Source organism: Pantoea sp. SM3, from assembly GCF_000963995.1.
Lineage (GTDB): Bacteria > Pseudomonadota > Gammaproteobacteria > Enterobacterales > Enterobacteriaceae > Pantoea > Pantoea rwandensis_B.
This window is the reverse complement of sequence record NZ_JZRD01000005.1, coordinates 63792-84085: the sequence shown is the minus strand read 5'-3', so window position 1 is coordinate 84085 and position 20294 is coordinate 63792. Positions and strand designations below refer to the sequence as shown.

Annotated in this window: 28 protein-coding genes; 13 read left to right on the top strand and 15 right to left on the bottom strand. The window is 53.7% G+C overall.

Going from position 1 to position 20294, the window contains the following annotated elements; all coding sequences use genetic code 11:
* Window positions 1-2: 2 nt before the first annotated feature.
* The 6 genes from VI01_RS02725 to VI01_RS02700 all read right to left on the bottom strand — a co-directional run bounded on the left by VI01_RS02725 (window position 3) and on the right by VI01_RS02700 (window position 6151).
* Window positions 3-947 (bottom strand): transketolase family protein, encoded by a 945-nt coding sequence (locus VI01_RS02725; protein ID WP_045813901.1) that lies wholly within the window; start codon window positions 945-947, stop codon window positions 3-5.
* Window positions 940-1770 (bottom strand): transketolase, encoded by an 831-nt coding sequence (locus VI01_RS02720; RefSeq protein ID WP_045813900.1) that lies wholly within the window; start codon window positions 1768-1770, stop codon window positions 940-942. The genes VI01_RS02725 and VI01_RS02720 overlap by 8 nt, the downstream gene beginning before the upstream one ends.
* 197 nt (window positions 1771-1967) lie before the next feature.
* Window positions 1968-3068, bottom strand: coding sequence for an ABC transporter permease (locus VI01_RS02715; RefSeq protein WP_045813899.1), 1101 nt, complete (start codon window positions 3066-3068; stop codon window positions 1968-1970).
* Window positions 3069-3070: 2 nt separating this feature from the next.
* Complete coding sequence (locus VI01_RS02710) at window positions 3071-4585, bottom strand: sugar ABC transporter ATP-binding protein (protein WP_045813995.1); 1515 nt, start codon at window positions 4583-4585, stop codon at window positions 3071-3073.
* On the bottom strand, window positions 4585-5196 hold the full coding sequence (locus VI01_RS02705; protein ID WP_045813898.1) for a DUF2291 family protein: 612 nt from the start codon (window positions 5194-5196) through the stop codon (window positions 4585-4587). Before VI01_RS02705 ends, VI01_RS02710 begins: the two co-directional genes overlap by 1 nt.
* Before the next feature lie 13 nt (window positions 5197-5209).
* A complete protein-coding gene (locus VI01_RS02700; protein WP_034821972.1) occupies window positions 5210-6151 on the bottom strand; it encodes a D-ribose ABC transporter substrate-binding protein in 942 nt (313 codons plus the stop codon).
* A 184-nt stretch (window positions 6152-6335) separates the two neighbouring features.
* Here VI01_RS02700 and VI01_RS02695 point away from each other — a divergent pair, with 184 nt between their 5' ends.
* Window positions 6336-7283, top strand: coding sequence for a sugar-binding transcriptional regulator (locus tag VI01_RS02695; protein WP_045813897.1), 948 nt, complete (start codon window positions 6336-6338; stop codon window positions 7281-7283).
* Window positions 7284-7342: 59 nt separating this feature from the next.
* Here the strand turns inward: VI01_RS02695 and emtA are convergent, their stop codons facing one another.
* Window positions 7343-7972, bottom strand: a complete 630-nt coding sequence (emtA, locus tag VI01_RS02690; protein ID WP_075564066.1) for a membrane-bound lytic murein transglycosylase EmtA — start codon at window positions 7970-7972, stop codon at window positions 7343-7345.
* Window positions 7973-8135: 163 nt separating this feature from the next.
* Between emtA and ldcA the strand changes: the two genes are divergently transcribed.
* Window positions 8136-9059 (top strand): muramoyltetrapeptide carboxypeptidase, encoded by a 924-nt coding sequence (gene ldcA, locus VI01_RS02685; RefSeq protein ID WP_045813896.1) that lies wholly within the window; start codon window positions 8136-8138, stop codon window positions 9057-9059.
* Window positions 9060-9082: 23 nt separating this feature from the next.
* On the top strand, window positions 9083-9745 hold the full coding sequence (locus tag VI01_RS02680; RefSeq protein ID WP_038647517.1) for an MBL fold metallo-hydrolase: 663 nt from the start codon (window positions 9083-9085) through the stop codon (window positions 9743-9745).
* Here the strand turns inward: VI01_RS02680 and VI01_RS02675 are convergent, their stop codons facing one another.
* The 4 genes from VI01_RS02675 to VI01_RS02660 all read right to left on the bottom strand — a co-directional run bounded on the left by VI01_RS02675 (window position 9746) and on the right by VI01_RS02660 (window position 11273).
* Window positions 9746-10159, bottom strand: a complete 414-nt coding sequence (locus tag VI01_RS02675; RefSeq protein WP_045813895.1) for an N-acetyltransferase — start codon at window positions 10157-10159, stop codon at window positions 9746-9748.
* 22 nt (window positions 10160-10181) lie between these two features.
* Window positions 10182-10565 (bottom strand): hypothetical protein, encoded by a 384-nt coding sequence (locus VI01_RS02670; protein ID WP_045813894.1) that lies wholly within the window; start codon window positions 10563-10565, stop codon window positions 10182-10184.
* Between the two features lie 132 nt (window positions 10566-10697).
* Complete coding sequence (locus VI01_RS02665) at window positions 10698-10919, bottom strand: YgdI/YgdR family lipoprotein (RefSeq protein WP_045813893.1); 222 nt, start codon at window positions 10917-10919, stop codon at window positions 10698-10700.
* Window positions 10920-11093: 174 nt separating this feature from the next.
* Window positions 11094-11273 (bottom strand): hypothetical protein, encoded by a 180-nt coding sequence (locus VI01_RS02660; protein ID WP_045813892.1) that lies wholly within the window; start codon window positions 11271-11273, stop codon window positions 11094-11096.
* Window positions 11274-11475: 202 nt separating this feature from the next.
* Here VI01_RS02660 and VI01_RS02655 point away from each other — a divergent pair, with 202 nt between their 5' ends.
* Entirely contained in the window at window positions 11476-11805 is a 330-nt protein-coding gene (locus tag VI01_RS02655; protein WP_045813891.1) for a hypothetical protein, read from the top strand.
* Window positions 11806-11865: 60 nt separating this feature from the next.
* On the top strand, window positions 11866-12417 hold the full coding sequence (locus VI01_RS02650) for a hypothetical protein (RefSeq protein ID WP_045813890.1): 552 nt from the start codon (window positions 11866-11868) through the stop codon (window positions 12415-12417).
* A 26-nt stretch (window positions 12418-12443) separates the two neighbouring features.
* On the opposite strand, the gene VI01_RS02645 is transcribed toward VI01_RS02650, so the two are convergent.
* On the bottom strand, window positions 12444-12650 hold the full coding sequence (locus VI01_RS02645) for a DUF2767 family protein (RefSeq protein ID WP_038647528.1): 207 nt from the start codon (window positions 12648-12650) through the stop codon (window positions 12444-12446).
* A 183-nt stretch (window positions 12651-12833) separates the two neighbouring features.
* Between VI01_RS02645 and VI01_RS02640 the strand changes: the two genes are divergently transcribed.
* The gene (locus VI01_RS02640) at window positions 12834-13082 is read left to right on the top strand and encodes a DUF883 family protein (RefSeq protein WP_034822005.1); all 249 of its coding nucleotides are present in this window, start codon (window positions 12834-12836) and stop codon (window positions 13080-13082) included.
* A gap of 32 nt (window positions 13083-13114) precedes the next feature.
* Here the strand turns inward: VI01_RS02640 and VI01_RS02635 are convergent, their stop codons facing one another.
* Both VI01_RS02635 and VI01_RS02630 read right to left on the bottom strand, forming a co-directional pair.
* Window positions 13115-13312, bottom strand: a complete 198-nt coding sequence (locus VI01_RS02635; protein ID WP_045813889.1) for a hypothetical protein — start codon at window positions 13310-13312, stop codon at window positions 13115-13117.
* A 100-nt stretch (window positions 13313-13412) separates the two neighbouring features.
* Window positions 13413-13610, bottom strand: a complete 198-nt coding sequence (locus VI01_RS02630; protein ID WP_045813888.1) for a DUF6404 family protein — start codon at window positions 13608-13610, stop codon at window positions 13413-13415.
* Between the two features lie 266 nt (window positions 13611-13876).
* On the opposite strand from VI01_RS02630, the gene VI01_RS02625 reads away from it, so the two are divergent.
* The 3 genes from VI01_RS02625 (at window position 13877) to VI01_RS02615 (ending at window position 15837) form a co-directional block, all read left to right on the top strand.
* On the top strand, window positions 13877-14068 hold the full coding sequence (locus VI01_RS02625) for a type II toxin-antitoxin system HicA family toxin (protein ID WP_045813887.1): 192 nt from the start codon (window positions 13877-13879) through the stop codon (window positions 14066-14068).
* 27 nt (window positions 14069-14095) lie between these two features.
* Window positions 14096-14491 carry a type II toxin-antitoxin system HicB family antitoxin gene (locus VI01_RS02620; protein ID WP_045813886.1) on the top strand — a complete coding sequence of 132 codons (396 nt, stop codon included), beginning with the start codon at window positions 14096-14098 and terminating at the stop codon, window positions 14489-14491.
* 89 nt (window positions 14492-14580) lie between these two features.
* Window positions 14581-15837, top strand: coding sequence for a mechanosensitive ion channel family protein (locus tag VI01_RS02615; protein WP_045813885.1), 1257 nt, complete (start codon window positions 14581-14583; stop codon window positions 15835-15837).
* A 59-nt stretch (window positions 15838-15896) separates the two neighbouring features.
* On the opposite strand, the gene icd is transcribed toward VI01_RS02615, so the two are convergent.
* Window positions 15897-17147 (bottom strand): NADP-dependent isocitrate dehydrogenase, encoded by a 1251-nt coding sequence (icd, locus tag VI01_RS02610; RefSeq protein ID WP_038647536.1) that lies wholly within the window; start codon window positions 17145-17147, stop codon window positions 15897-15899.
* 101 nt (window positions 17148-17248) lie between these two features.
* Between icd and rluE the strand changes: the two genes are divergently transcribed.
* From rluE to hflD, 4 genes are read left to right on the top strand one after another with little or no spacing between them, the layout of a single operon-like run.
* The gene (rluE, locus tag VI01_RS02605; RefSeq protein WP_045813884.1) at window positions 17249-17917 is read left to right on the top strand and encodes a 23S rRNA pseudouridine(2457) synthase RluE; all 669 of its coding nucleotides are present in this window, start codon (window positions 17249-17251) and stop codon (window positions 17915-17917) included.
* A gap of 45 nt (window positions 17918-17962) precedes the next feature.
* Window positions 17963-18436 carry an NUDIX domain-containing protein gene (locus VI01_RS02600; protein WP_045813883.1) on the top strand — a complete coding sequence of 158 codons (474 nt, stop codon included), beginning with the start codon at window positions 17963-17965 and terminating at the stop codon, window positions 18434-18436.
* A gap of 41 nt (window positions 18437-18477) precedes the next feature.
* Entirely contained in the window at window positions 18478-19590 is a 1113-nt protein-coding gene (gene mnmA / locus VI01_RS02595; RefSeq protein WP_038647542.1) for a tRNA 2-thiouridine(34) synthase MnmA, read from the top strand.
* Window positions 19591-19625: 35 nt separating this feature from the next.
* The gene (gene hflD / locus VI01_RS02590) at window positions 19626-20267 is read left to right on the top strand and encodes a high frequency lysogenization protein HflD (protein ID WP_034822031.1); all 642 of its coding nucleotides are present in this window, start codon (window positions 19626-19628) and stop codon (window positions 20265-20267) included.
* Window positions 20268-20294 lie beyond the last annotated feature (27 nt).

Sequence of the window (20294 nt, the reverse complement as noted above, 5' to 3'; positions counted from 1 at the left end):
GTTTACGCTCCTGCACACATGCGCACTGCACTCTTCACCACGCTGGCGGCGTCAATACCATGATGCGCGCGCGTGGAGGCACGGTCGCCAGCAATCGCGTATTGACCATCGGGGATGCCCAGACGTAACAGCGGAATGCCGCAGCCACCTTCAGCCAGCACTTCGGCCACCAGGCTGCCGACGCCGCCGTTAACATTGTGCTCCTCTACGGTGATCACCGCCGGATAATGCTTTAACAGCTCTTGCAGCTGTTGGGTATCGCAGGGACGAATTGATGGAATGGCGATCACACCTGCGCTGATTCCCTGTGCATGCAATTGCTCAGCCGCGCTCACCGCCTCATGCACGGTGGAACCCATCGCCACCAGCACGATGTCGTTGCCTTCACGCATGACGTCGATTTGACCGGGACGGAACTGGTAGTTTTCGTCGTGCAGCTGAGGCAGGTCCTTGCCATCCAGACGGATGTAAACCGGCCCCACATGCGCAAGGGCATAATCGATGATCTGGCGGCACTCCAGCGGGCAGGATGGCGCGTAAATCTCGATATTGCCGAAGCCACGCATCACCGCAATGTCATCAATGCTGTGGTGGGTGCTGGCCAGAGGGCCGTAACTGGCACCGGCATTCAGGCCAAACAGTTTGACGTTGGTGTTGTTGTAGCAGACATCCACTTTTACCTGCTCGTTGGCGCGGGAAATCAGGAACGGTGCGGCATTACAGGTCACCGCCACTTTTCCACCGATTGCCAGACCAGCTGCTGTGCCCACCAGCGTTTGTTCCGCAATACCGACGTTGATCAGGCGATCCGGGAACGCCTTAATGAAAGGTGATATTTTTGCCGTTGAGGTGGAATCCGCCACCACTGGCACCAGATCCACACCGCGATTGACCGCGTCAATAAAGGCTTCCACCATCACCGTGGCCAGGTGTTTTGCATTACTCATCTTTTAATTCCTCCAGTGCCAGTTCGATCTCTTCCCCTTTCGGCACACGGTGATGCCACTCTGGTTTGCCCTGAATAAAGGAGATGCCAAAGCCTTTCTCGGTATGCGCCACAATCACCTGCGGTTTGCCGTTACGCGGCAGGTTTTCAATGGTTTCCACCACGGAAGCCATATCATTACCGTTGCACTCAGTGACCTCCAGACCGAAGGCGCGCCATTTATCCGGCAGCGGATCGGTGTTCATGATGTCGCGCGTGTGCCCTGCCAGTTGCAGTTTGTTCTTGTCGTTGATGATCACCAGGTTATCGAGGTTGTAGTGCGCCGCCACCAGCGCAGCCTCCCAGTTACTGCCCTCGGCCAGTTCACCGTCGCCGGTTACCACGAAGACGCGGCGGTCGCTGTTATCTTTCTTCGCCGCCAGCGCAATACCCACCGCCACCGGTAAGCCGTGCCCCAGTGCACCAGTGTTGAGTTCCACGCCCGGCGTTTTCTGCCGCACCGGATGGCCCGGCAAATGTGAATCCGAATGCTGGTAAGTGGGCAGCCACTCGGTTGGGAAATAACCCGCCTCTGCCAGCACACAGTAATAGCCGCCGACCGCATGCCCTTTCGATTGGATGTAGATGTCACGCTGCGGATCGTTGGTGCGATCCGGCGCACAATTCAGGATGCGGAAATAGAGCGCCGTCAGGATTTCGACCTGAGAGAGATCGGCACCGGTGTGTCCACCCGCCGGACTACCGGCATTGAGCTGGATGATGCGGCGACGTACGGCGCGCGCTTTCGCTGCCAGGTCCGCCACCGAATATTTGAAAGGATTCATAGACACCTCTGCATTTTAAAGCGTTATTGAATATATATTCAAAACAGGTAAAAAAATTTACCTCGATTTTTACCCTAAATAAGCTGAGTTGCGGGAAGGCGGCCAACTCGTCAATCCCCAGGAGCCTACTCAGGTAAGTGACTGGGGTGAGCAAGTGCAACCCACGCACCTGCGGCTCAGCTTATGACGGGTAATGATTAACCTTTGGCCTCACCTTCCTGAATCAATGCCTTCTGCGCCACCACGGCGGCTTTTTGCTGCATGCGGCTTTGCATCTGATCGATGATCACCGCCACGATAATCACGATGCCTTTGATCACCATTTGCCAGAACTCACTGACGCCCATCATGATCAAGCCATCCGCCAGAAAACCGATGACAAAGGCCCCCACCAGCGTGCCGAGAATGGTGCCGCGTCCGCCAGCCAGTGAAGTACCACCGAGCACCACGGCCGCAATCGCGTTCATCTCGAATGAGGTACCGTTCGCCGGATGGCTGGCCACCAGCTGCGAAGACACCACAATGCCAGCAATCGCCGCACAGAAACCTGAAAGGGTGTAAACCCAGATTTTCACCGACTTCACTTTGACGCCGGAGAGTTCCGCCGCACGCTCGTTATCACCAATCGCATACACCTGACGGCCAAACGGCAAGCGGCGCGCCACATAGGCAATCACCAACGCCAGCACCACCATCATCCAGATGGCCCACGGTAAGCCGAGAAAATACCCCGCACCGATTTTGTCGAAACCGGTGTTACCCAGCAGCGGATTGCCCTGCAAGCCGGGGAAGGTTTCGCCGCCAGAGGTCAGCATCGCCGCCCCGCGCAGGATGTACATGGTGCCCAGCGTGCAGATGAACGGGGCCACGTTGTATTTGGTGATGATCCAGCCATTCACCGCGCCAATCAGTCCGCCTACCACTATCACCACGGGCACAATCACCCAAACGCTGGGAAAGATGGCGATGCCAAACATCGGCAACACAATGCCTTTGGTAATCAACCAGCCGGCAATCATGCCGCACAGGCCCAGCGTGGCGCCGATGGAGAGATCAATACCCGCAGTGATAATGACAAAGGTGATGCCGAGCGCCAGAAACGCATTGATGGCGATGTGTTTGACCATGATCACCATGCTACCCACGGCGAGGAAATCCGGCACGGTAATCGCAAAGAAGCCGACGATGAGGAACAACGCGATAAAGGTGCGCAGTTTTAACAGCAGCAGAATCATGCCTTCACGCGAGTTGAAAACCTTACCTGGCGAAGCGAGCGCCATTGCGCCATTGTTTTTCATGCTCAGAACCCCTGTGCACTTGCTTTAACCAGCGCCGCCTCTTCCGCTTCCGCGCGCGGCAGGTCAGCTGTCAACTTGCCGCCAGACATCACAAGAATGCGATCGGCGACGGCCATAATTTCTTTTAGATCGGAGGTGGAGAACACCACGGCAATGCCCTGCTCTGACAGTTTCACCATCATGCGGAACACTTCCGCTTTGGCACCCACATCAATGCCCCGGCTGGGCTCATCCAGCAGCAGTAAACGTGGATTGGTGAGCAATGAACGGCCAATCACCACTTTCTGCTGATTGCCGCCACTCAGCGCACTGATCGCCACGTCGGGCGACGAGATTTTGATGGCCAGATTGCCTACCGTACTGTTTACCGCTTCGCGTTCAGCTTGTTCGGAGATCACGGTGCGATGCGATAATCGTCGCCACAAGCTGGCAATGGTGAGATTGCTGGCCACAGAGGAGACCGGGAAAATACCGGCCCGTTTACGATCTTCCGGCACCAGGCTCATGCCCATACGAATACGTTCGGCGGTTGGCAAGCGTGTGGGTAACGGTTTGCTGTCCAGCCACAGTTTGCCGAGATAGTTGCGCTGGCTGCCGAGCAGGCACTCAAACAGCTCGGTGCGCCCCGCGCCCATCAGGCCATAAATGCCGACGATCTCCCCGGCGCGTACATTGAAACTGACATCGTCCACCAGCGTATTGCCATGGGCACTGACACAGGTGATGTGCTCGGCTTCCAGCACCGCCGCCCCGAACTGACGATTAGGCGGCAGAAAGTTACTCACCGGTTCGCTGCCGAGCATTTCACGCACGATCCAGGGGACATCGATTTCGCTGACCTTCGCTTCCGCCTGAAAACGTCCGTCACGCAGGATGGTAATCACATCACCAATCGCCATCAGCTCTTCCAGCCGATGTGAGATATAAATGATGGAAACCCCCTGCCGCGTCAGTTCGCGGATCACGCGGAACAGAATCTCCACTTCGGTTTTGCTCAACGCCGAGGTCGGCTCATCCAGAATTAAGATGTCGGCGTTTTCTGCCAGCGCTTTGGCAATTTCCACCAACTGCTGCTGACCCACTTTCAGGTTACCGACTATCTCGTCCGGTGAAATTGGCTGGTCGAGACGTTGCAATAACGCAGCCGTACGTCGCTTCTGTTCTGCTTCGTTAATCGGGCTGATGCCGCGCTGGATTTCCCGTCCCAGAAAGATGTTCTCCGCCACGCTCAGGTTTTCAAACAGGTTGAGTTCCTGGTGCACCATGCCGATACCGTGACGGGCGGCGTCTCGCGTACTGCTCAACACCACTTTTTCGCCGTTAAGGAACATTTCGCCGCTGGTGGGCTGCTGTACCCCGGCGAGGATCTTCATCAGCGTGGATTTCCCCGCCCCGTTTTCGCCGATGATGACGTTCACTTTGCCGCGCCACACGCGATAATCGACACGATCCAGCGCCAGGGTGCCTGGAAACAACATCGACATCTGTTTGGCCTGCAGGATGATTTCATCGCTCATCATGGATTCCCCTGCTGCAACTGAATCGCCACCACGTCATCCACCTGATTCGGCTCGATACTGACGGCCAACAGCGCCTGCACCGGTTTGCCGACCCAACTGGCATCCACCGGCGGTAGCTGCTGGACGGCATGGCGGTTCAACGCTTTAGTCAGCTGGGCGTATTGCACCTGATTGGTGAACTCTTCAAAGCGATAGCCCGCCGCATCACGAATCGCATTACTGCGCAGTACCGGCCCAATCAACACCTTGACCGGTTTGCCATTGATGGTGACGGTCAGGCTGCGTTCCCGCTCGTTGCTGTTATCAAAGGCGGTGACGGTTCCTCCGGCACGCACAAACACGCTTTCGCTGCCCCCTGCCTTAACGGTATGACTTTTGGTTTCCATATCCGCCCAGCTCAGCGCCTGCTTCTCAGCCGGTTGCTGCACCCGGCTGGCCCAGCTCGATTCGGCAATCTGCTGTGGCGTCTGGTTGCTGTAGCCGGGTTTGGCATTCGGATCTTTCGGCATGATGGGATTGCCGTTTGCATCGAGATCCACCACGGTGCAGGCGGTCAATATCAGCGATAAGAGCCCAACCATCAGCCCGGCTGCTGCTTTTCCCTTCATGCCGACCTCCGTCTTATTTCGCTAGGTTGAAGTTTTTCAGCTTCGCGGCGTTGCTGTCGTCGATCAGCACGCAATCCATCAGCTGCTTCTCTTCTTTTTGCGCTTTGCCGTTTTTCAGGTAGTAATCCACCTGCTCAACCGCCATTTGTGCCTGATCCCAGCCTGGCTGCAGCACCGTGGCTTTGATGTTGCCTTTATTGATAATGGAGTCACGCGTGTAGTCGCTGCCATCAAAGCCGACCACGATCACGTTGGTTTTACCGGCGGCTTTCAGCGCGGCTTCCGCACCCAGCGCCATGGTGTCATTTCCGGAAATCACCCCGACGATGTTGGGATTTTTCTGCAGAATGGTTTCCATGCGACTGAAGGCTTCGGTCTGGCTCCAGTTGGCACTCTGCTGCGCCACCATCTTCATATCGGGATAGTCATCCAGCACATCGTGATAGCCCTGTGAGCGCACGCCCGCGTTGGTATCCGACTCTTTGCCCAGTAGCTCAACGTAGTCGCCTTTGCCGTTCAACAACTTAGCGAACTTCTCTGCGCCCAACTGCGCGCCCTGATAGTTGTTGGAGACAATCTGCGCCACGGCGACGCCGGTTTTGTTGATCTCACGGTCAATCAGGAAGGTGGGGATGCCGGCATCTTTGGCTTTTTGCACCGGGCCGACAGTGGCGTCAGCACCGGCGTTATCCAGAATGATCGCTTTGGCTTTACGCGCGATGGCGGTTTCGATCAGCTGGTTCTGTTTGTTCACGTCATCATCGTGCGAGGCCACCAGCGTGGTGTAACCGAGCGCTTTGGCTTTCTCTTGCGCGCCATCGGCTTCGGCTTTAAAGAACGGGTTATCGTGAGAAGGCGTGATAATAGCAATCAAGCCTTTCTCTGCCGCCAGCGTTGCCGCTGAGGCCAACATCAGTGAAGCCAGTAGGGTCATTTTGAGGACAGAAGCTTTCATTAATTTTTCTCCGCTTGAATATATATTCAATTGCGATTTTATATGCATAATGACTATGCGCTGGCTTCCTGAACTCGTCCATCGCGCGATCCTGAAAAAGCGAAAACGATCACAAAATGTTCTGCGTTGTTATTTATGACAGCCTGATTAACAATACCAGGCAGGTTAAGAGAGAGAAAAAACCATGGCAAAACAGGACGAACAGCGGCTGATGGTGAAAATCGCCACGCTTTATTATGTGGAAGGCATGAAGCAGTCCGACATTGCGCAGCTGCTGAAGCTGTCGCAATCCTTTGTGTCACGCATTCTCAATCGCAGCGTGAAAGAAGGCGTGGTAAAGATCAGCGTGGTGCCACCCGCCAATGTCTTTCCCGAACTGGAGAAGGCGATTGAGCAGCAGTATCAGCTGCCACAGGTGATTGTGGTCGATGTGCCGGATCAGGCTTCCGCGCTGCAAATTAAACAGGCGATTGGCTCAGCGGCGGCGCACTATCTGGAAACCCGCCTGCGCGCCGATGAATTGATCGGCATTTCATCATGGAGTGGCACCATTCGCGCGATGGTGGACGCGTTGCATCCGCTGAGTGCGCCCTGCAAAGGCGTGATCCAGTTGCTCGGCGGGGTGGGCGCGAACGGCAACGTGCAGGCCACCATCCTGACGCAGAATCTGGCGGCGCTGCTGGATTGCCCGGCCTGGTTGCTGCCGTCGCAGTCGATTGAGCATTCAGTGCAGGATCGTCAACGCTTATCAGTCAACCCAGACGTGGCCGTGGTGCTGGAAAAGTTTGATCAAGTGGATCTGGCGATTGTCGGCATTGGCGATCTTGAGCCTTCTGCGCTGCTACGCAATTCCGGCAACTACTATGACGGCGAGATGCTGCGCACGCTGGCCGAGCGCGGTGCGGTGGGCGATATCTGTTTGCATTATTTTGATGCTGCCGGAAAACCGGTGTTGAACGCCGAGGAAGATCCGGTGATTGGCATGGAGCTGGCGCAGGTTAAACAGTGCGCGCAAGTGGTAGCGCTGGCAGGCGGCAAAGAGAAAGCCCAGGCGATTCGCGGAGCGTTGCGCGGTGGATATGTGAAAGTGCTGATTGTGGACTATCCCACCGCACGATTGCTGATGGAATGAACGAATTAACAGTGTGCTTTAAGGCGCGGCCCTGACGAGCCGCGCTTCGCCAGGACGACTTAACCGATGGTTCGGTATGCTGTCGTGACCTTCCACAAATAACGTGGTGCCTGTGCCGCCGGATGTTTATCCTGCACATGCTGATAGAATTCGTCCGGCGTCATCGAGTTGATCATCGCAATCGCCCGATCGCGATTTCGTGAGAAGGTGCGCAGCAACGCACCGGCACCGTTGGCGTAAGAAACGATGGTGGCATAGCGCAGCGTCAGTGGATTTCGAATACCGGCCAACTCAGAATCCTGCAGCAGCTTGAGATATGCCGCGCCGATATCGATATTTCTCGCTGGATCGCGCAATTCCGAAGACGTCGGCTGACCGTGACGTCCCTGAGTGCGATACACCGCACGCCCCGCCGTTGAGGCTTTAATCTGCATCAACCCTACCGCGTTTGAGCGGCTGGTAACGGTGGGATTGCCCCCGGATTCGACACTAATAATGGCGCTGATTAACTTCTCATCAACGCCATAATGACTGGCGGCATCTTCGGTAAACATTGACCATGCATCATTCACTTTCGACGGGGGTGCCTGGGTTAATGGCGTATTTTTCTCTGGCACGACCGTTTTTTCTGGCTCACTGGCACAGCCCGCGAGCAACAGCGCAGATAGCATAAGTAGTCGAATTTTCACTGATTTTTGGTTCCGCAATAGAGTTGGCGCAAGCTATGATACCTGGCGCAGCGCAATGCAAAATTACCGTTTATCCTAAATACGTAAAAAACCTTGTGCTGCCGTGACATCGGTAACGGATTTCGCCATCATCGGCAGGCCACTCTAAATCAGGATGAACGCTATGCTTTCCCCCCGCTCCATTCGTCTGATCGCCCCCTCCGGCTACTGCCATAATCAGGATGCGGCCCAACGTGCAGTGAGTCGTTTACAGGCTCAGGGACATCAGTTGGACAACTTATCAGCGATTACACGCCGCTTCCAGCGTTTTGCGGGCGAGGACGGGGAACGGTTGAATGATGTGAACCAGCTGGCAACACTGAGCACGCTGCCCGATATTGTGCTGGCGGTGCGCGGTGGCTACGGTGCCTCGCGCTTGCTGGATCAGATTGATTATGTCGGTCTGCAGCGTCGGCTGCTCAATCAACCTATCGCGCTTTGTGGACACAGTGATTTCACCGCGATTCAACTGGCGTTACTGGCGCAAACCGGGCTGGTGTCCTTCAGCGGCCCGATGCTGGCCGGCAACTTCGGCGCAGAGGCATTATCCGAATTTACCTTGTCACACTTTTGGCAGACGCTCTCTTCTCCTACAGTCAATATAGGCTGGCAGACCCACAGCCCGGATGCGGGACGCTGGCAAGGGACCTTGTGGGGCGGCAATCTGGCGATGATCTGCTCTCTGATCGGCACACCGTGGATGCCGCAAATTGAAAACGGCATTTTGGTGATCGAGGATGTGAATGAGCATCCTTTCCGCATAGAGCGCATGCTGATTCAACTGCAACAGAGCGGCATTCTGGCGCGCCAGCGGGCGATCATCACCGGCAGTTTTACCAGCACATCACTGTCTGCTTATGACAATGGTTTCGATTTTGCCAGCGTATGGCAACGCATCCGCGATGAATATCAGCTACCGGTGATCAGCGAACTGGCGTTTGGCCACGATGCCGACACCGTCACGCTGCCGCTGGGCGCCAGCGCCACCTTACAGCTTGAACAGGGCGAAGCACAGCTTGCCTTCACCGGCCACCCGACATTGCGCTAACGTTTTGCCGCAGGAGACCGACATTGAAGCCACTGTACGAAGATTTGTGGATCTCCACCCCGGAATTTCCCGCCGAAGAAACGGCGCAAGATTTAATGATGCATGGCTTTATGCTGCGCCATCCGCGCGGCAATCTGGTCATCGGCCGTGTCGAACATCCGCTCGATCATGAGTTTCTCAATGATGCGGGCGGCGTGATTCGTCACTACCTCACCCACTGGCATGAAGCCGCCCCAGGCGCCGTGGCGATCCAGCAGCGTTTTAACAGTGCGCTCTACTGTCACAGCCGTTCACTGGGGCCCGTCAGTCTGATTGTCGAACCCGATGAGACCTTCATTCAGCAGGAAAGCCACTTTGGTGACTTCCATCTGCTGCCCACACCCGGCCACACACCCGGCAGTTGCAGTTACCTTTATCACTCCCCGCTGGGCCAGACCTATCTGTTTGTTGGCGATACCTTGACCTGTGACTACAACCGCTGGATCAGCGTGTTAGTACCGGAGAGTAATCCGCTGGAGTTGCAGCAGTCGCTGGAACTGTATCGCGCACTGCGCCCGGACGTGGTGCTAATGAGCACCACGCGTGGTCACCTGTCATGGGCGAAAGTCGATTTGCAGAGTTGGCTGGCGGCGATCGATGAGGCAGAGCAATCGCCGCTGGATTTGCGCCAGCAGCCACTGATCTGATTACAGCGATTTACTGAGGTAATGACGCTGATGCAAACGCGGATAATTATCGAGGCTGAAGCGTAAGGTGTAGCCCATCTTTTCATAGAACGGGCGCGCCTGGAAACTGGCCGTATCAACCTGCGCATAAAGGCAACCACGGGCGCGGGCTTCTGTTTCGGCGGCCTGAATCAACTGTGTGCCAGCCCCCTGCCCGCGTAACGCATCGCCGACCCATAGCAGGTCGATGCGCAGCCAGTTACCAAAGGTGGAACCGGTCAACCCGGCCAGCTTGCGGCCAGAAGCATCCTTAATGAAGACGCCAATCGCCTGCATCTCACTGGGATCGATAAAGCGGCTGTTATATTCGGTGAGGCCGAGACGAACATCATCCAGATCCTGTGCGGTAACGGTGTCGGTTACGCTTAATTGCATCGTCTTCTCCTTTGACTGGCCACTATGAATTGGGGCGCTGGCTATCGTCGTAACGTTCCAGCGAAAGAATTTCCGCATCGCGTTTTTCGGTGCGATTGCAGGGAATCAGTTTATCGCTATCGGCATAGACAAAGAACGTATCGTCATTATTTTTGTTCACAATCAGCTGATCGCCATTACGAAAACGCGTGATCGCCACTTTATCCCCGCCTTGCAAACGCGTGCGCTGTTGCCCTGCTGCAATTTGAAAATGACGTGTTGGCCACATCAGCGTGCTTAAACCGTATTCCGCACGCGATACCGTCATGGTCGGGCGCCCCGGACAGGTAATTTGAAATTCGGTTTCGCTCCAGGCCGGCGCGATTTGGCACGCCATTAAGCCAACGGCAATAGCTATCGCCTTCATTGGGATCTCCGCTGAGGTTAGATGATGATTTAGTTGGGTTTTATGCAGAGAAGCGTAACATAGAAAAAAGCGAGAAGACGAATAATGGCCCGTTGAGTACGGGCCTGCAAGGATAGAAGGGTAAAGAAAACCTTAGCTAACCGAGTTCATATCTTTGATTTGATTACGGTTTATCTGCTGTTCTTTACCATCAATATCTTTGTAAGTAATCATGCCGGTATCTTCATCCACTTTAGGTTTACCTTGCACCACAATGGTTTGTCCATCGGTGGTGTGCAGGACGTGATCGGATGCACAGCCCGCCAGCAGTAGGCCAAGGCTAAAAGTACCGATTAAAAACAATGTCTTTTTCATCTCATCCTCCTTTTGGATTCACTGTCAGGTTTAGCACAGCGCGGAGTCATGTGAACCAGGAGAAAGATTAATCTGTGCAGAACAATCGCTGCGCATCAGCCGGTATCGACTGAGCAGCAGCTATATTGCATGGATTTCCATCGCAACGGATGGGGAAGGAATGACCGAAAGGGATTACTCTGCTGCAACCTGTGCAGCGACTAACATTAACGCCAGACCCGCATCTTCCGGATCGAAGCCTTGCATCACTTCTTGTATGGCCGCTACACAGTTCATAATCTGCTTTTTTTTGTCGGCTTCTAATTTATCAATCGCGTGCTGAAGAATCATTAAACTGGCTTCTTCTTCTTTCATAGATTTGCCCTTGTTTTGCTTACCTGATGCGCAACGCTGGCAAGAATAACGTTTATCTGCTACCAAAGTCACCCCTTTACATTCTTACCGCTTAACGATTAAGCAAATGACAAATGGGAAGCGGTGCCAGACCTGCTATGATCAGCATATCAGTGGGCATTGACGGGCCACTGCAAACAAGGAATCGAACCAGGACAGGATCATGTTGCGAATCACGGTAGTACTCACCCTCTTATTATTGGCTGGTTGCAGCTCCACGCCCAAAGGTGTCGACTGCCCGGGCGAAGTCGCGACCATTTATGGACAATCAATTGGGCAGACTCAGGCGCGCATTTTCGATTTGGTGAATGCCTTTACGGTTACGCGTGATGGCGTGGCGGTGAAAAGCGGCACACTGCACTCCAGCGATCGTTTCCAGTATGTCCCTTCTGCCGTGACGCCTGAGGGCTTCACCGCTCAGCGGCTGTCAGATAAGCAATTCCGTCTGATCAACCCTTATCAGAACACCATGATTACCTGGACGTGCCCTTAAACGTGCTTAGCCGGGAAAGATGGTTTATTGTCAGGCTTCCTCACGCTGCGGACCTGTACTATGGAAAAGAGTCTGGACAATAACGGCTACATCGACTTTCCCTTCCCCGCTTCCACCAACGCAGATGGTTCGGTGAATCCTTGTGGATTTGACCTCACGCTGGAGACCGATCGCATCGACGAGATCTCAGCGGGTAAACATTCCGAAAATTTACGGCGTTTACTCGAAGAGGTGAATTTGCAGGAGGGAGTATTTATGACCTTAGCCTGTGACTGGCAGCAGCGTGATGACGGCGTGTGCGGATTTATCGATGTGGCTTTACGCCCGGCGCTATCGAGTGGCAGCAGTGAAGAGACGCAAAGTCTGGATCAGGCATTTGAACTCTATCTGAGCCGACAAGAGAAGCAGCACAACATGCAGAGCGGCACCCTGGTCAATTACGCCCGCGCCGTGATGGATTGGGGCTGGTCACCTTTGCATCAGCGTCATATGCGCTATGAGAAAGTCACCATTCGCTATTATTGTCAGCAAGCCGACGATGCCGAGTGGTGTTTCGATCATCTACGCCATTTTTTAGTGACCTGGTATCCGGCTTACCGCGGCAATCCCTGAGGGCGTCTCGTGACACCCTATCGGGCTTAGGGTTTGACCAGACGAATCGCATGCTCCAGCATCCGCTGCTCGTCGCGTTCATCATGCGAGCGATGGTGGCGGGTTCGCTGCAGTAATTCGGTAATCTCTGCTCTTTTCGTTTCATGGCCACATTCGGAAAGGACGATCACCGCATCGCCAATTACCCGGCATACTTCATCGTAATCGTCGTCGTTCAGCACATCACGTTTCATATTTCCTCCCGCTGCCGTTGAGCTAGTTCGGCAAGATGCATCACGCCCCCTGCCATCTTCAAGCCTGGACAGAATTCTCTGTTCCTGCAAACAGCTGTTACAACCTGAATGCTCGTTGGGTTGCTGGTCTGAAAATCTGTGACTACGCTGAATCGTAATATTCACAACCAGCAGGGAGTCATCATGACTGATAAAGCGGAAGCAAAATTGAATGAAGCAGCGGGCGCAGTTGAAGAAAAAATCGGGGAATGGACCGGCTCTCGCAAACATCAGGCTAAAGGTGCCGCGCGTCGTTATCCCGCGCAAGCCAGTTATGCTGTGCAGGATGCGGCAGACTGTGTGGTCAAATCGGTACGTGATAATCCGGCAACTGGCCTGGCGGTAGCAGCCAGCATCGGCATTATTGTCGGTTTCCTGCTGGGCAGGAAATAAGCTGCGATGGGGGGCCTTCCTGGCCCCAACGCTTATTGATGATGACCGGCCTCATCCAACCTTTCCTGAATATGTTCATCCGGCGTCTCAGCCACATCAGCCGTGCTGTTATTCACATCCAGATGACGACCATGGTGCATCGACATGTTCTGCGGCTGATCCGGTAACTGCGCACAACTGCAAAATGAAACCAGCAGGAAAAACCACGCCGCGATTGTCTTCTTCCCCATCCCTACGCCCATCCACACTGATTTAAGTCGGCTCAGATTGCCTGAGAGAGTGCAAATTAGCGTCAGCACTGCGCAAAGCTGTTTGGGCAGTTGTGAGCAATCAGGCTTGTGAACGACGCGCTTTGTAACGTGCGACCATGGTCATCAGCGCCTGATAAATCAACCCGGCGTATAAGCTTTTCACTATTACCATCGGGATCGCCTCGCCTTGCGCCTGCCACGACATAAACCACATGAAGATGCCCCACAATAGAGAAAACAGCAGCCAGCCTTTAACGAATTTGATTACACCCTGCATACCACCTCCAAATCAGAAGCGTTGAAGATAGCGGTTTCAATCAGAAAAGGCACGATGAAGGCCGTCTGAATGCAAGCTGTTTCAAAGTTTTTCGAAATGTATTGTTCAAATCCGTTGATTCTCGCGGAGAGAGCTCGCAAAACGACATTGTAAGGCATGCATACCTTAAGTCAGCTTCGCTAAGTTACTCGCAGTCACACTCCAACCCCTAACAATCGCATTGCATAAGTGTGTATCGTGTGTATAATCTCACCTCGAGGACAGCAATGAAAAGCGCAGAGTTGATTAAGCTACTAAAGCGCAATGGATGGATTCTGGAGAGAATTAAGGGCAGCCATCATCAGTTTTCACACCCGGCATTTGTCCACCTCATCACCGTTCCGCATCCCAAGAAAGATTTAAAAAAAGGCACGCTGATGCAGATTCTTAAGGATGCAAACCTGTTTCATCATCACTAACTCACCTTTCAATTTTCAGGAGAAGCTATGCTGTTTCCCGCCTTAATCGAAGTCGATGCTGATGGCTCAGCCAGTGGTTTTTTTCCTGATGTCACAGGCTGCTATTTTGCTGGCAACACCCCGGAACATACACTGCACGATGCCCACAAGGCATTACATGCTCACTTTGAATTGATGGTCGAAAAAGGGTTGCTGATCCCTGAGCCTTCGCAGCGTTGGATGAACAATCTGAGTCAGCCGGGGATCTGGATGTATGTGGATATTGATATCACTCGCTATCTTGGAAAATCTGAGCGTATCAATATCACCATGCCACATCTGTTAATTGAGAAAATTGATCGTGTTGTGGGTCATGATGCGCGTTATACCAGCCGCAGCCATTTCCTCGCTGAAGCGGCACGCAAAGCATTGTCCCAATCGTGATGAACTATGCAGATTGCGCACGCGTCGCTTATAGCCCGCAGACGGATTGTGATTGAATCCCCGCCAACGTTGTCAGGCATGTTGTGAATATGAATTATTTAAGCGATATCCAGAAATTTATTGAGAGTAACACCCTGCTATCCACCACTTTTAGCTTGCTGCTGCTGGTGATTGCGGGGATGGTGACGCATCTGATCTGCAAATTCTTTGTGGTGAAGGTGGTGCGCAAGGTCTTCTTTAGCACACACAAAAAACAGGTTCCACTCGATAAAGATGTGCGGCTTTCTGAAAAGCTCTCTAATTTTATTCCGGTGATCACGGTCTATTACCTGCTGCAGTTTATGCCAGATCTGCCCGAGCATCTGCTGATTGCTATTAAGACAATCTGCGGCATTTTGTTCTTTGTTTATCTGTCGCTGTTCTTCACAGAAGTGCTGGAGATTGTTAACAACTCCTACTCCCGCAAATCAAAGCGTAAGAATCACTCGATAAAGGGCTATATTCAGGTCGGCAAGATCCTGGTGCACATTATTTCGGCGATCATGATCCTGGCCATTATGTCGAATAAATCGCCAGTGATTATTATCTCGAGTTTGGGTGCGGTTGCTGCGGTATTGATGTTGGTGTTCCAGCACACCTTAATGTCGCTGGTGGCGAATATTCAGGTGTCATCCAACGACGTGCTGCAACTTGGTGACTGGATTGAGATGCCGGATAAAGGCATTAGCGGCGAAGTGATTGATATTGCACTGCACACCATTACGCTGCGTAACTGGGATAACACGTTGTCACGCATCCCGACGAAAAACTTCCTCACTGAAACCTATACCAACTGGCAGGCGATGTTCTCCTCCGGCGCGCGCCGTATTATGCGAAGCTTTCACCTCGACCAAATGTCGATTCGCTTTCTCGATCACGAACTCATTCAGCAGATGAGCCAGATTCGCGGTGTTAACGAGCAGCTTTCAGCGTTAATGGATGGCCGTGACAGCAATGCTGTGGGCGATCGCTGGTTTGCTGACAACGGCATGACTAACCTGACGGTGTTCCGCAAATATCTCACCGCGTGGCTGTCGCAGCGCGATGATATTAAGCAAGATATGTATATCGTGGTGCGCACCATGAAGCCCTCGCCGGAAGGTTTGCCGGTAGAAGTTTATTGCTTCACCTCGTCGATATTTTGGGTCGAGTATGAGAATTCGCAGTCAGCGATCTTCGAATATATCTATGCGATTGTCGGCCAGTTTGGGCTGCGCATGTATCAGCATCCGGGCGGCAATGATTTCTGGCGCTTGTCACAGCAGCATGCGTCATCCGCCAAATCCGTTGAACAGCAGGCCGATTAATTTAGCGCATAAAAAAACGGGAGCCATGGGCTCCCGTCTCAATTTCTGGCTGGCAGAAATTACATGTTCGCGATGATCGCGTCACCAAACTCTGAGCATTTCAGCAGTTTAGCGCCATCCATCAGACGCTCGAAGTCATAGGTCACGGTCTTAGCGGCGATTGCGCCTTCCATGCCTTTAACAATCAGGTCTGCGGCTTCGAACCACTCCATGTGGCGCAACATCATTTCTGCGGACAGGATAACGGAACCTGGGTTCACTTTATCCTGACCCGCGTACTTAGGTGCCGTACCGTGGGTGGCTTCGAACAGTGCACATTCGTCACCGATGTTTGCGCCTGGTGCGATACCGATACCGCCAACCTGTGCCGCCAGGGCATCAGAGATGTAGTCACCGTTCAGGTTCATACAAGCGATAACGTCGTATTCGGCTGGACGCAACAGGATCTGCTGCAGGAAGGCGTCAGCGATCACGTCTTTCACGATGATCTCTTTGCCGGTGTTCGGGTTCTTGAACTTCATCCACGGACCGCCATCGATCAGCTCGCCGCCGAACTCTTCTTTCACCAACTGGTAGCCCCAGTCTTTGAATGAGCCTTCGGTGAACTTCATGATGTTGCCTTTGTGAACCAGGGTCAGAGAATCACGATCGTTGGTGATGGTGTACTCAACCGCTGCGCGTACCAGACGTTTAGTGCCCTCTTCAGAGCACGGCTTCACGCCGATACCACACTGCTCAGGGAAACGAATTTTCTTCACGCCCATCTCTTCACGCAGGAACTTGATCACTTTATCCGCTTCTGGCGTGCCCGCTTTCCACTCGATACCGGCATAGATATCTTCTGAGTTCTCACGGAAGATCACCATGTCGGTATCTTCTGGGCGTTTAACCGGGCTTGGGGTACCGGTGTAGTAGCGAACCGGACGCAGGCACACGTACAGATCCAGCTCCTGACGCAGCGCAACGTTCAGAGAACGAATACCGCCACCGACTGGGGTAGTCAGCGGGCCTTTGATGGCAACGCGGTATTCTTTGATTAAATCGAGGGTTTCTTGCGGCAGCCAGACGTCCTGACCGTAAAGTTCTACTGATTTCTCACCAGTATAAATTTCCATCCAGGAAATTTTGCGCTCGCCGTTGTAGGCTTTCTTCACAGCGGCATCAACCACTTTCAGCATTACAGGGGAAACATCAACGCCGATGCCATCACCTTCGATGTAAGGAATGACTGGGTTATTCGGAACAGTGAGTTTGCCCTGAACCAGGGTGATTTTTTGACCTTCCGCCGGAACAACTACTTTGCTTTCCATCAACCTCTCCTTCGAGCGATTTTTTGTTAATGATTTGTAAGATGCGGGTCAATACTACTTGAATATTTCCGCTACGCCAATCACCGCAGTTTCGCGTTATAATGCGCCGATTGTTTCTGACTGCAAAGCCCATGCGAAAAACTTCTCAACGAATTCACCAGGATAAGCGTCCAAACACCGCCGCACGCCAGCCCGTGCGCCGTGACACACGTCCAAAAGGACCGCGACGCGTCATACTCTTTAACAAACCTTTCGATGTTTTACCGCAGTTCAGTGATGAAGCAGGACGCCGCACGCTCAAGGATTTCGTGCCGGTGAGCGACGTTTATGCCGCCGGCCGCCTCGATCGTGACAGCGAAGGTTTGATGATTCTGACCAACGATGGCGCGCTCCAGGCGCAACTGACGCAGCCCGGAAAGCGCACCGGAAAAATCTATTATGTGCAGATTGAAGGTGCACCACAGGAATCAGATTTATCCCTGTTACGCAACGGCGTCACCCTCAATGATGGACCCACGCTGCCTGCTGGCGTGGAATTGGTCACTGAACCAGAGTGGCTCTGGCCGCGCCAGCCGCCGATCCGCGAGCGTAAAGCGATCCCGACCAGCTGGTTGAAAATCACCCTGTACGAAGGGCGTAACCGTCAGGTGCGGCGCATGACGGCACATATTGGTTTTCCCACCTTGCGCCTGATTCGCTTTGCCATGGGCAAATATCAACTCGACGATTTAGCCCTGGGAGAGTGGCGCGATATCAGTGCCAACGTTTAGAGCACCACTTTTCAATAACTTTTAGTTAACAATTTCGGAGAAAGGATGTTTAAACCTCATGTAACGGTAGCTTGTATCGTGCAGGCGCAAGGCGAATTACTGGTGGTCGAAGAGCGTGTTCACGGCCGCATTACGTGGAATCAGCCGGCGGGTCATCTCGAAGCCGATGAAACGTTGCTCGAAGCCGCACAGCGTGAGTTGTTTGAAGAAACCGGCATTGATGCTCAACCCGAATATTTCCTCGGCGTGCAGCAGTGGATCGCGCCTGACGATACACCTTTTGTGCGTTTCCTGTTTGGCCTCGATCTGCCAGAAAAATGCGAGACGTCTCCGCACGATCGTGACATCGATTGTTGCTGGTGGCTGCCGCCAGAGCAGATTCTGACGGCGAATCGCCTGCGTTCACCGCTGGTCGCTGAGAGTGTACGATTGTGGCAACAAGGCGCACGTTATCCGCTGCAACTGGTGGCGCCGTTCCAATGGCCGTTTCACGAAGGTGCGCGCCCGGCTTCGGCATGATAGAATGCGCCGCCTGTTTTTATCGTAATTAAGAGTGCGTCATGTCTGACAACAGCCAGAAAAAAGTGATCGTCGGGATGTCCGGCGGCGTCGATTCTTCCGTATCCGCCTGGTTACTGCAACAGCAGGGCTATCAGGTTGAGGGCCTGTTCATGAAGAACTGGGAGGAAGACGACGGCGAGGAGTATTGCACCGCCGCTGATGATCTGGCTGACGCTCAAGCCGTGTGTGACAAACTCGGCATCAAACTGCACAAAATCAACTTCGCCGCTGAGTACTGGGACAACGTGTTCGAACACTTCCTGGAAGAGTACAAAGCGGGCCGCACGCCAAACCCCGATATTCTGTGCAATAAAGAGATCAAATTTAAGGCCTTCCTTGAATTCGCGGCTGAAGATCTTGGTGCAGACTTCATCGCCACCGGACACTATGTGCGCCGCGCCGATGTGAATGGCACCAGCCAGTTACTGCGCGGTCTCGACGGCAATAAAGATCAGAGTTACTTCCTCTACACCCTGAGTCATGAACAGATTGCGCAAAGCCTGTTCCCGGTGGGTGAACTGGAGAAGCCTGAAGTTCGGCGTATCGCTGAAGAACTGGATTTGATCACTGCGAAGAAAAAAGACTCGACCGGCATTTGTTTTATCGGCGAGCGCAAATTCCGCGACTTCCTTGGCCGTTACTTACCTGCACAGCCGGGCGAAATCGAAACCGTTGAGGGTGAGATTGTCGGTGAACACCAGGGGCTGATGTATCACACGCTGGGTCAGCGCAAAGGATTGGGGATTGGTGGTCGCAAAGAGAGCAATGACGATCCCTGGTATGTGGTCGACAAAGACGTCGCACGCAATCGCCTGGTGGTGGCGCAGGGTGCAGAACATCCACGCCTGATGTCTGTTGGCTTGATTGCTCAGCAACTGGATTGGGTTGATCGCCAAACGATGACGGCCCCGTTGCGCTGCACGGTGAAAACCCGTTATCGCCAGACCGATATTCCCTGTGAAATCATTCCGCTGGATAGCAATCGTATTGAAGTGCGTTTTGACGAGCCGGTTGCGGCCGTCACGCCTGGCCAGTCGGCCGTATTTTATCTGGGTGATGTTTGCCTCGGTGGCGGCATTATTGAACAGCGCCTGCCCCTGGCAGAAGCCTGAGGTCGGCGCTGCCGACGCGATGACAGGAGTTAAGCGTGGCCAAGAACTATTATGAGATAACGCTCGCGCTCGCGGGTATTTGTCAGTCCGCGCATCTGGTGCAGCAATTAGCGCATCAGGGCAGTTGCAACAATGCCGCATTAACCGTGTCGCTGCGCAGCCTGCTGGATCTGAACCCCGGCTCGACGCTGGCGGTATTTGGCAATGATGAAGCGAATCTGCATCTCGGCCTGGAATCGCTGATGGCGGTGCTGAACAGCGGCAGCCGCCAGGGTGCCGGGGCCGAACTGACACGTTACACCCTGAGCATGATGGTGCTGGAACGAAAACTGCACGGCAACAGCGCGGCGCTGAACACCCTTTCTCAGCGTATTGCGCAACTTGATCGCCAATTAGCGCATTACGAGCTGGAATCTGAAACCATCACCAGTGCCATGGCAGGGATTTATGTCGATGTCATTAGCCCACTGGGTCCGCGCATTCAGGTCACCGGTTCGCCGCAGGTATTACAGAATTCTCAGGTACAGAGTAAAGTGCGAGCCACCTTGCTGGCAGGTATTCGTGCTGCTGTGCTGTGGCAGCAGGTGGGCGGTGGCCGCCTGCAGCTGATGTTCTCGCGTCAGCGTTTGCTGCGTGAAGCCAAAACCATTTTATCCCGGTTGGGCCCGGCGTATTAAGCGCCGCCCTGCCCTAATTTGTTAACG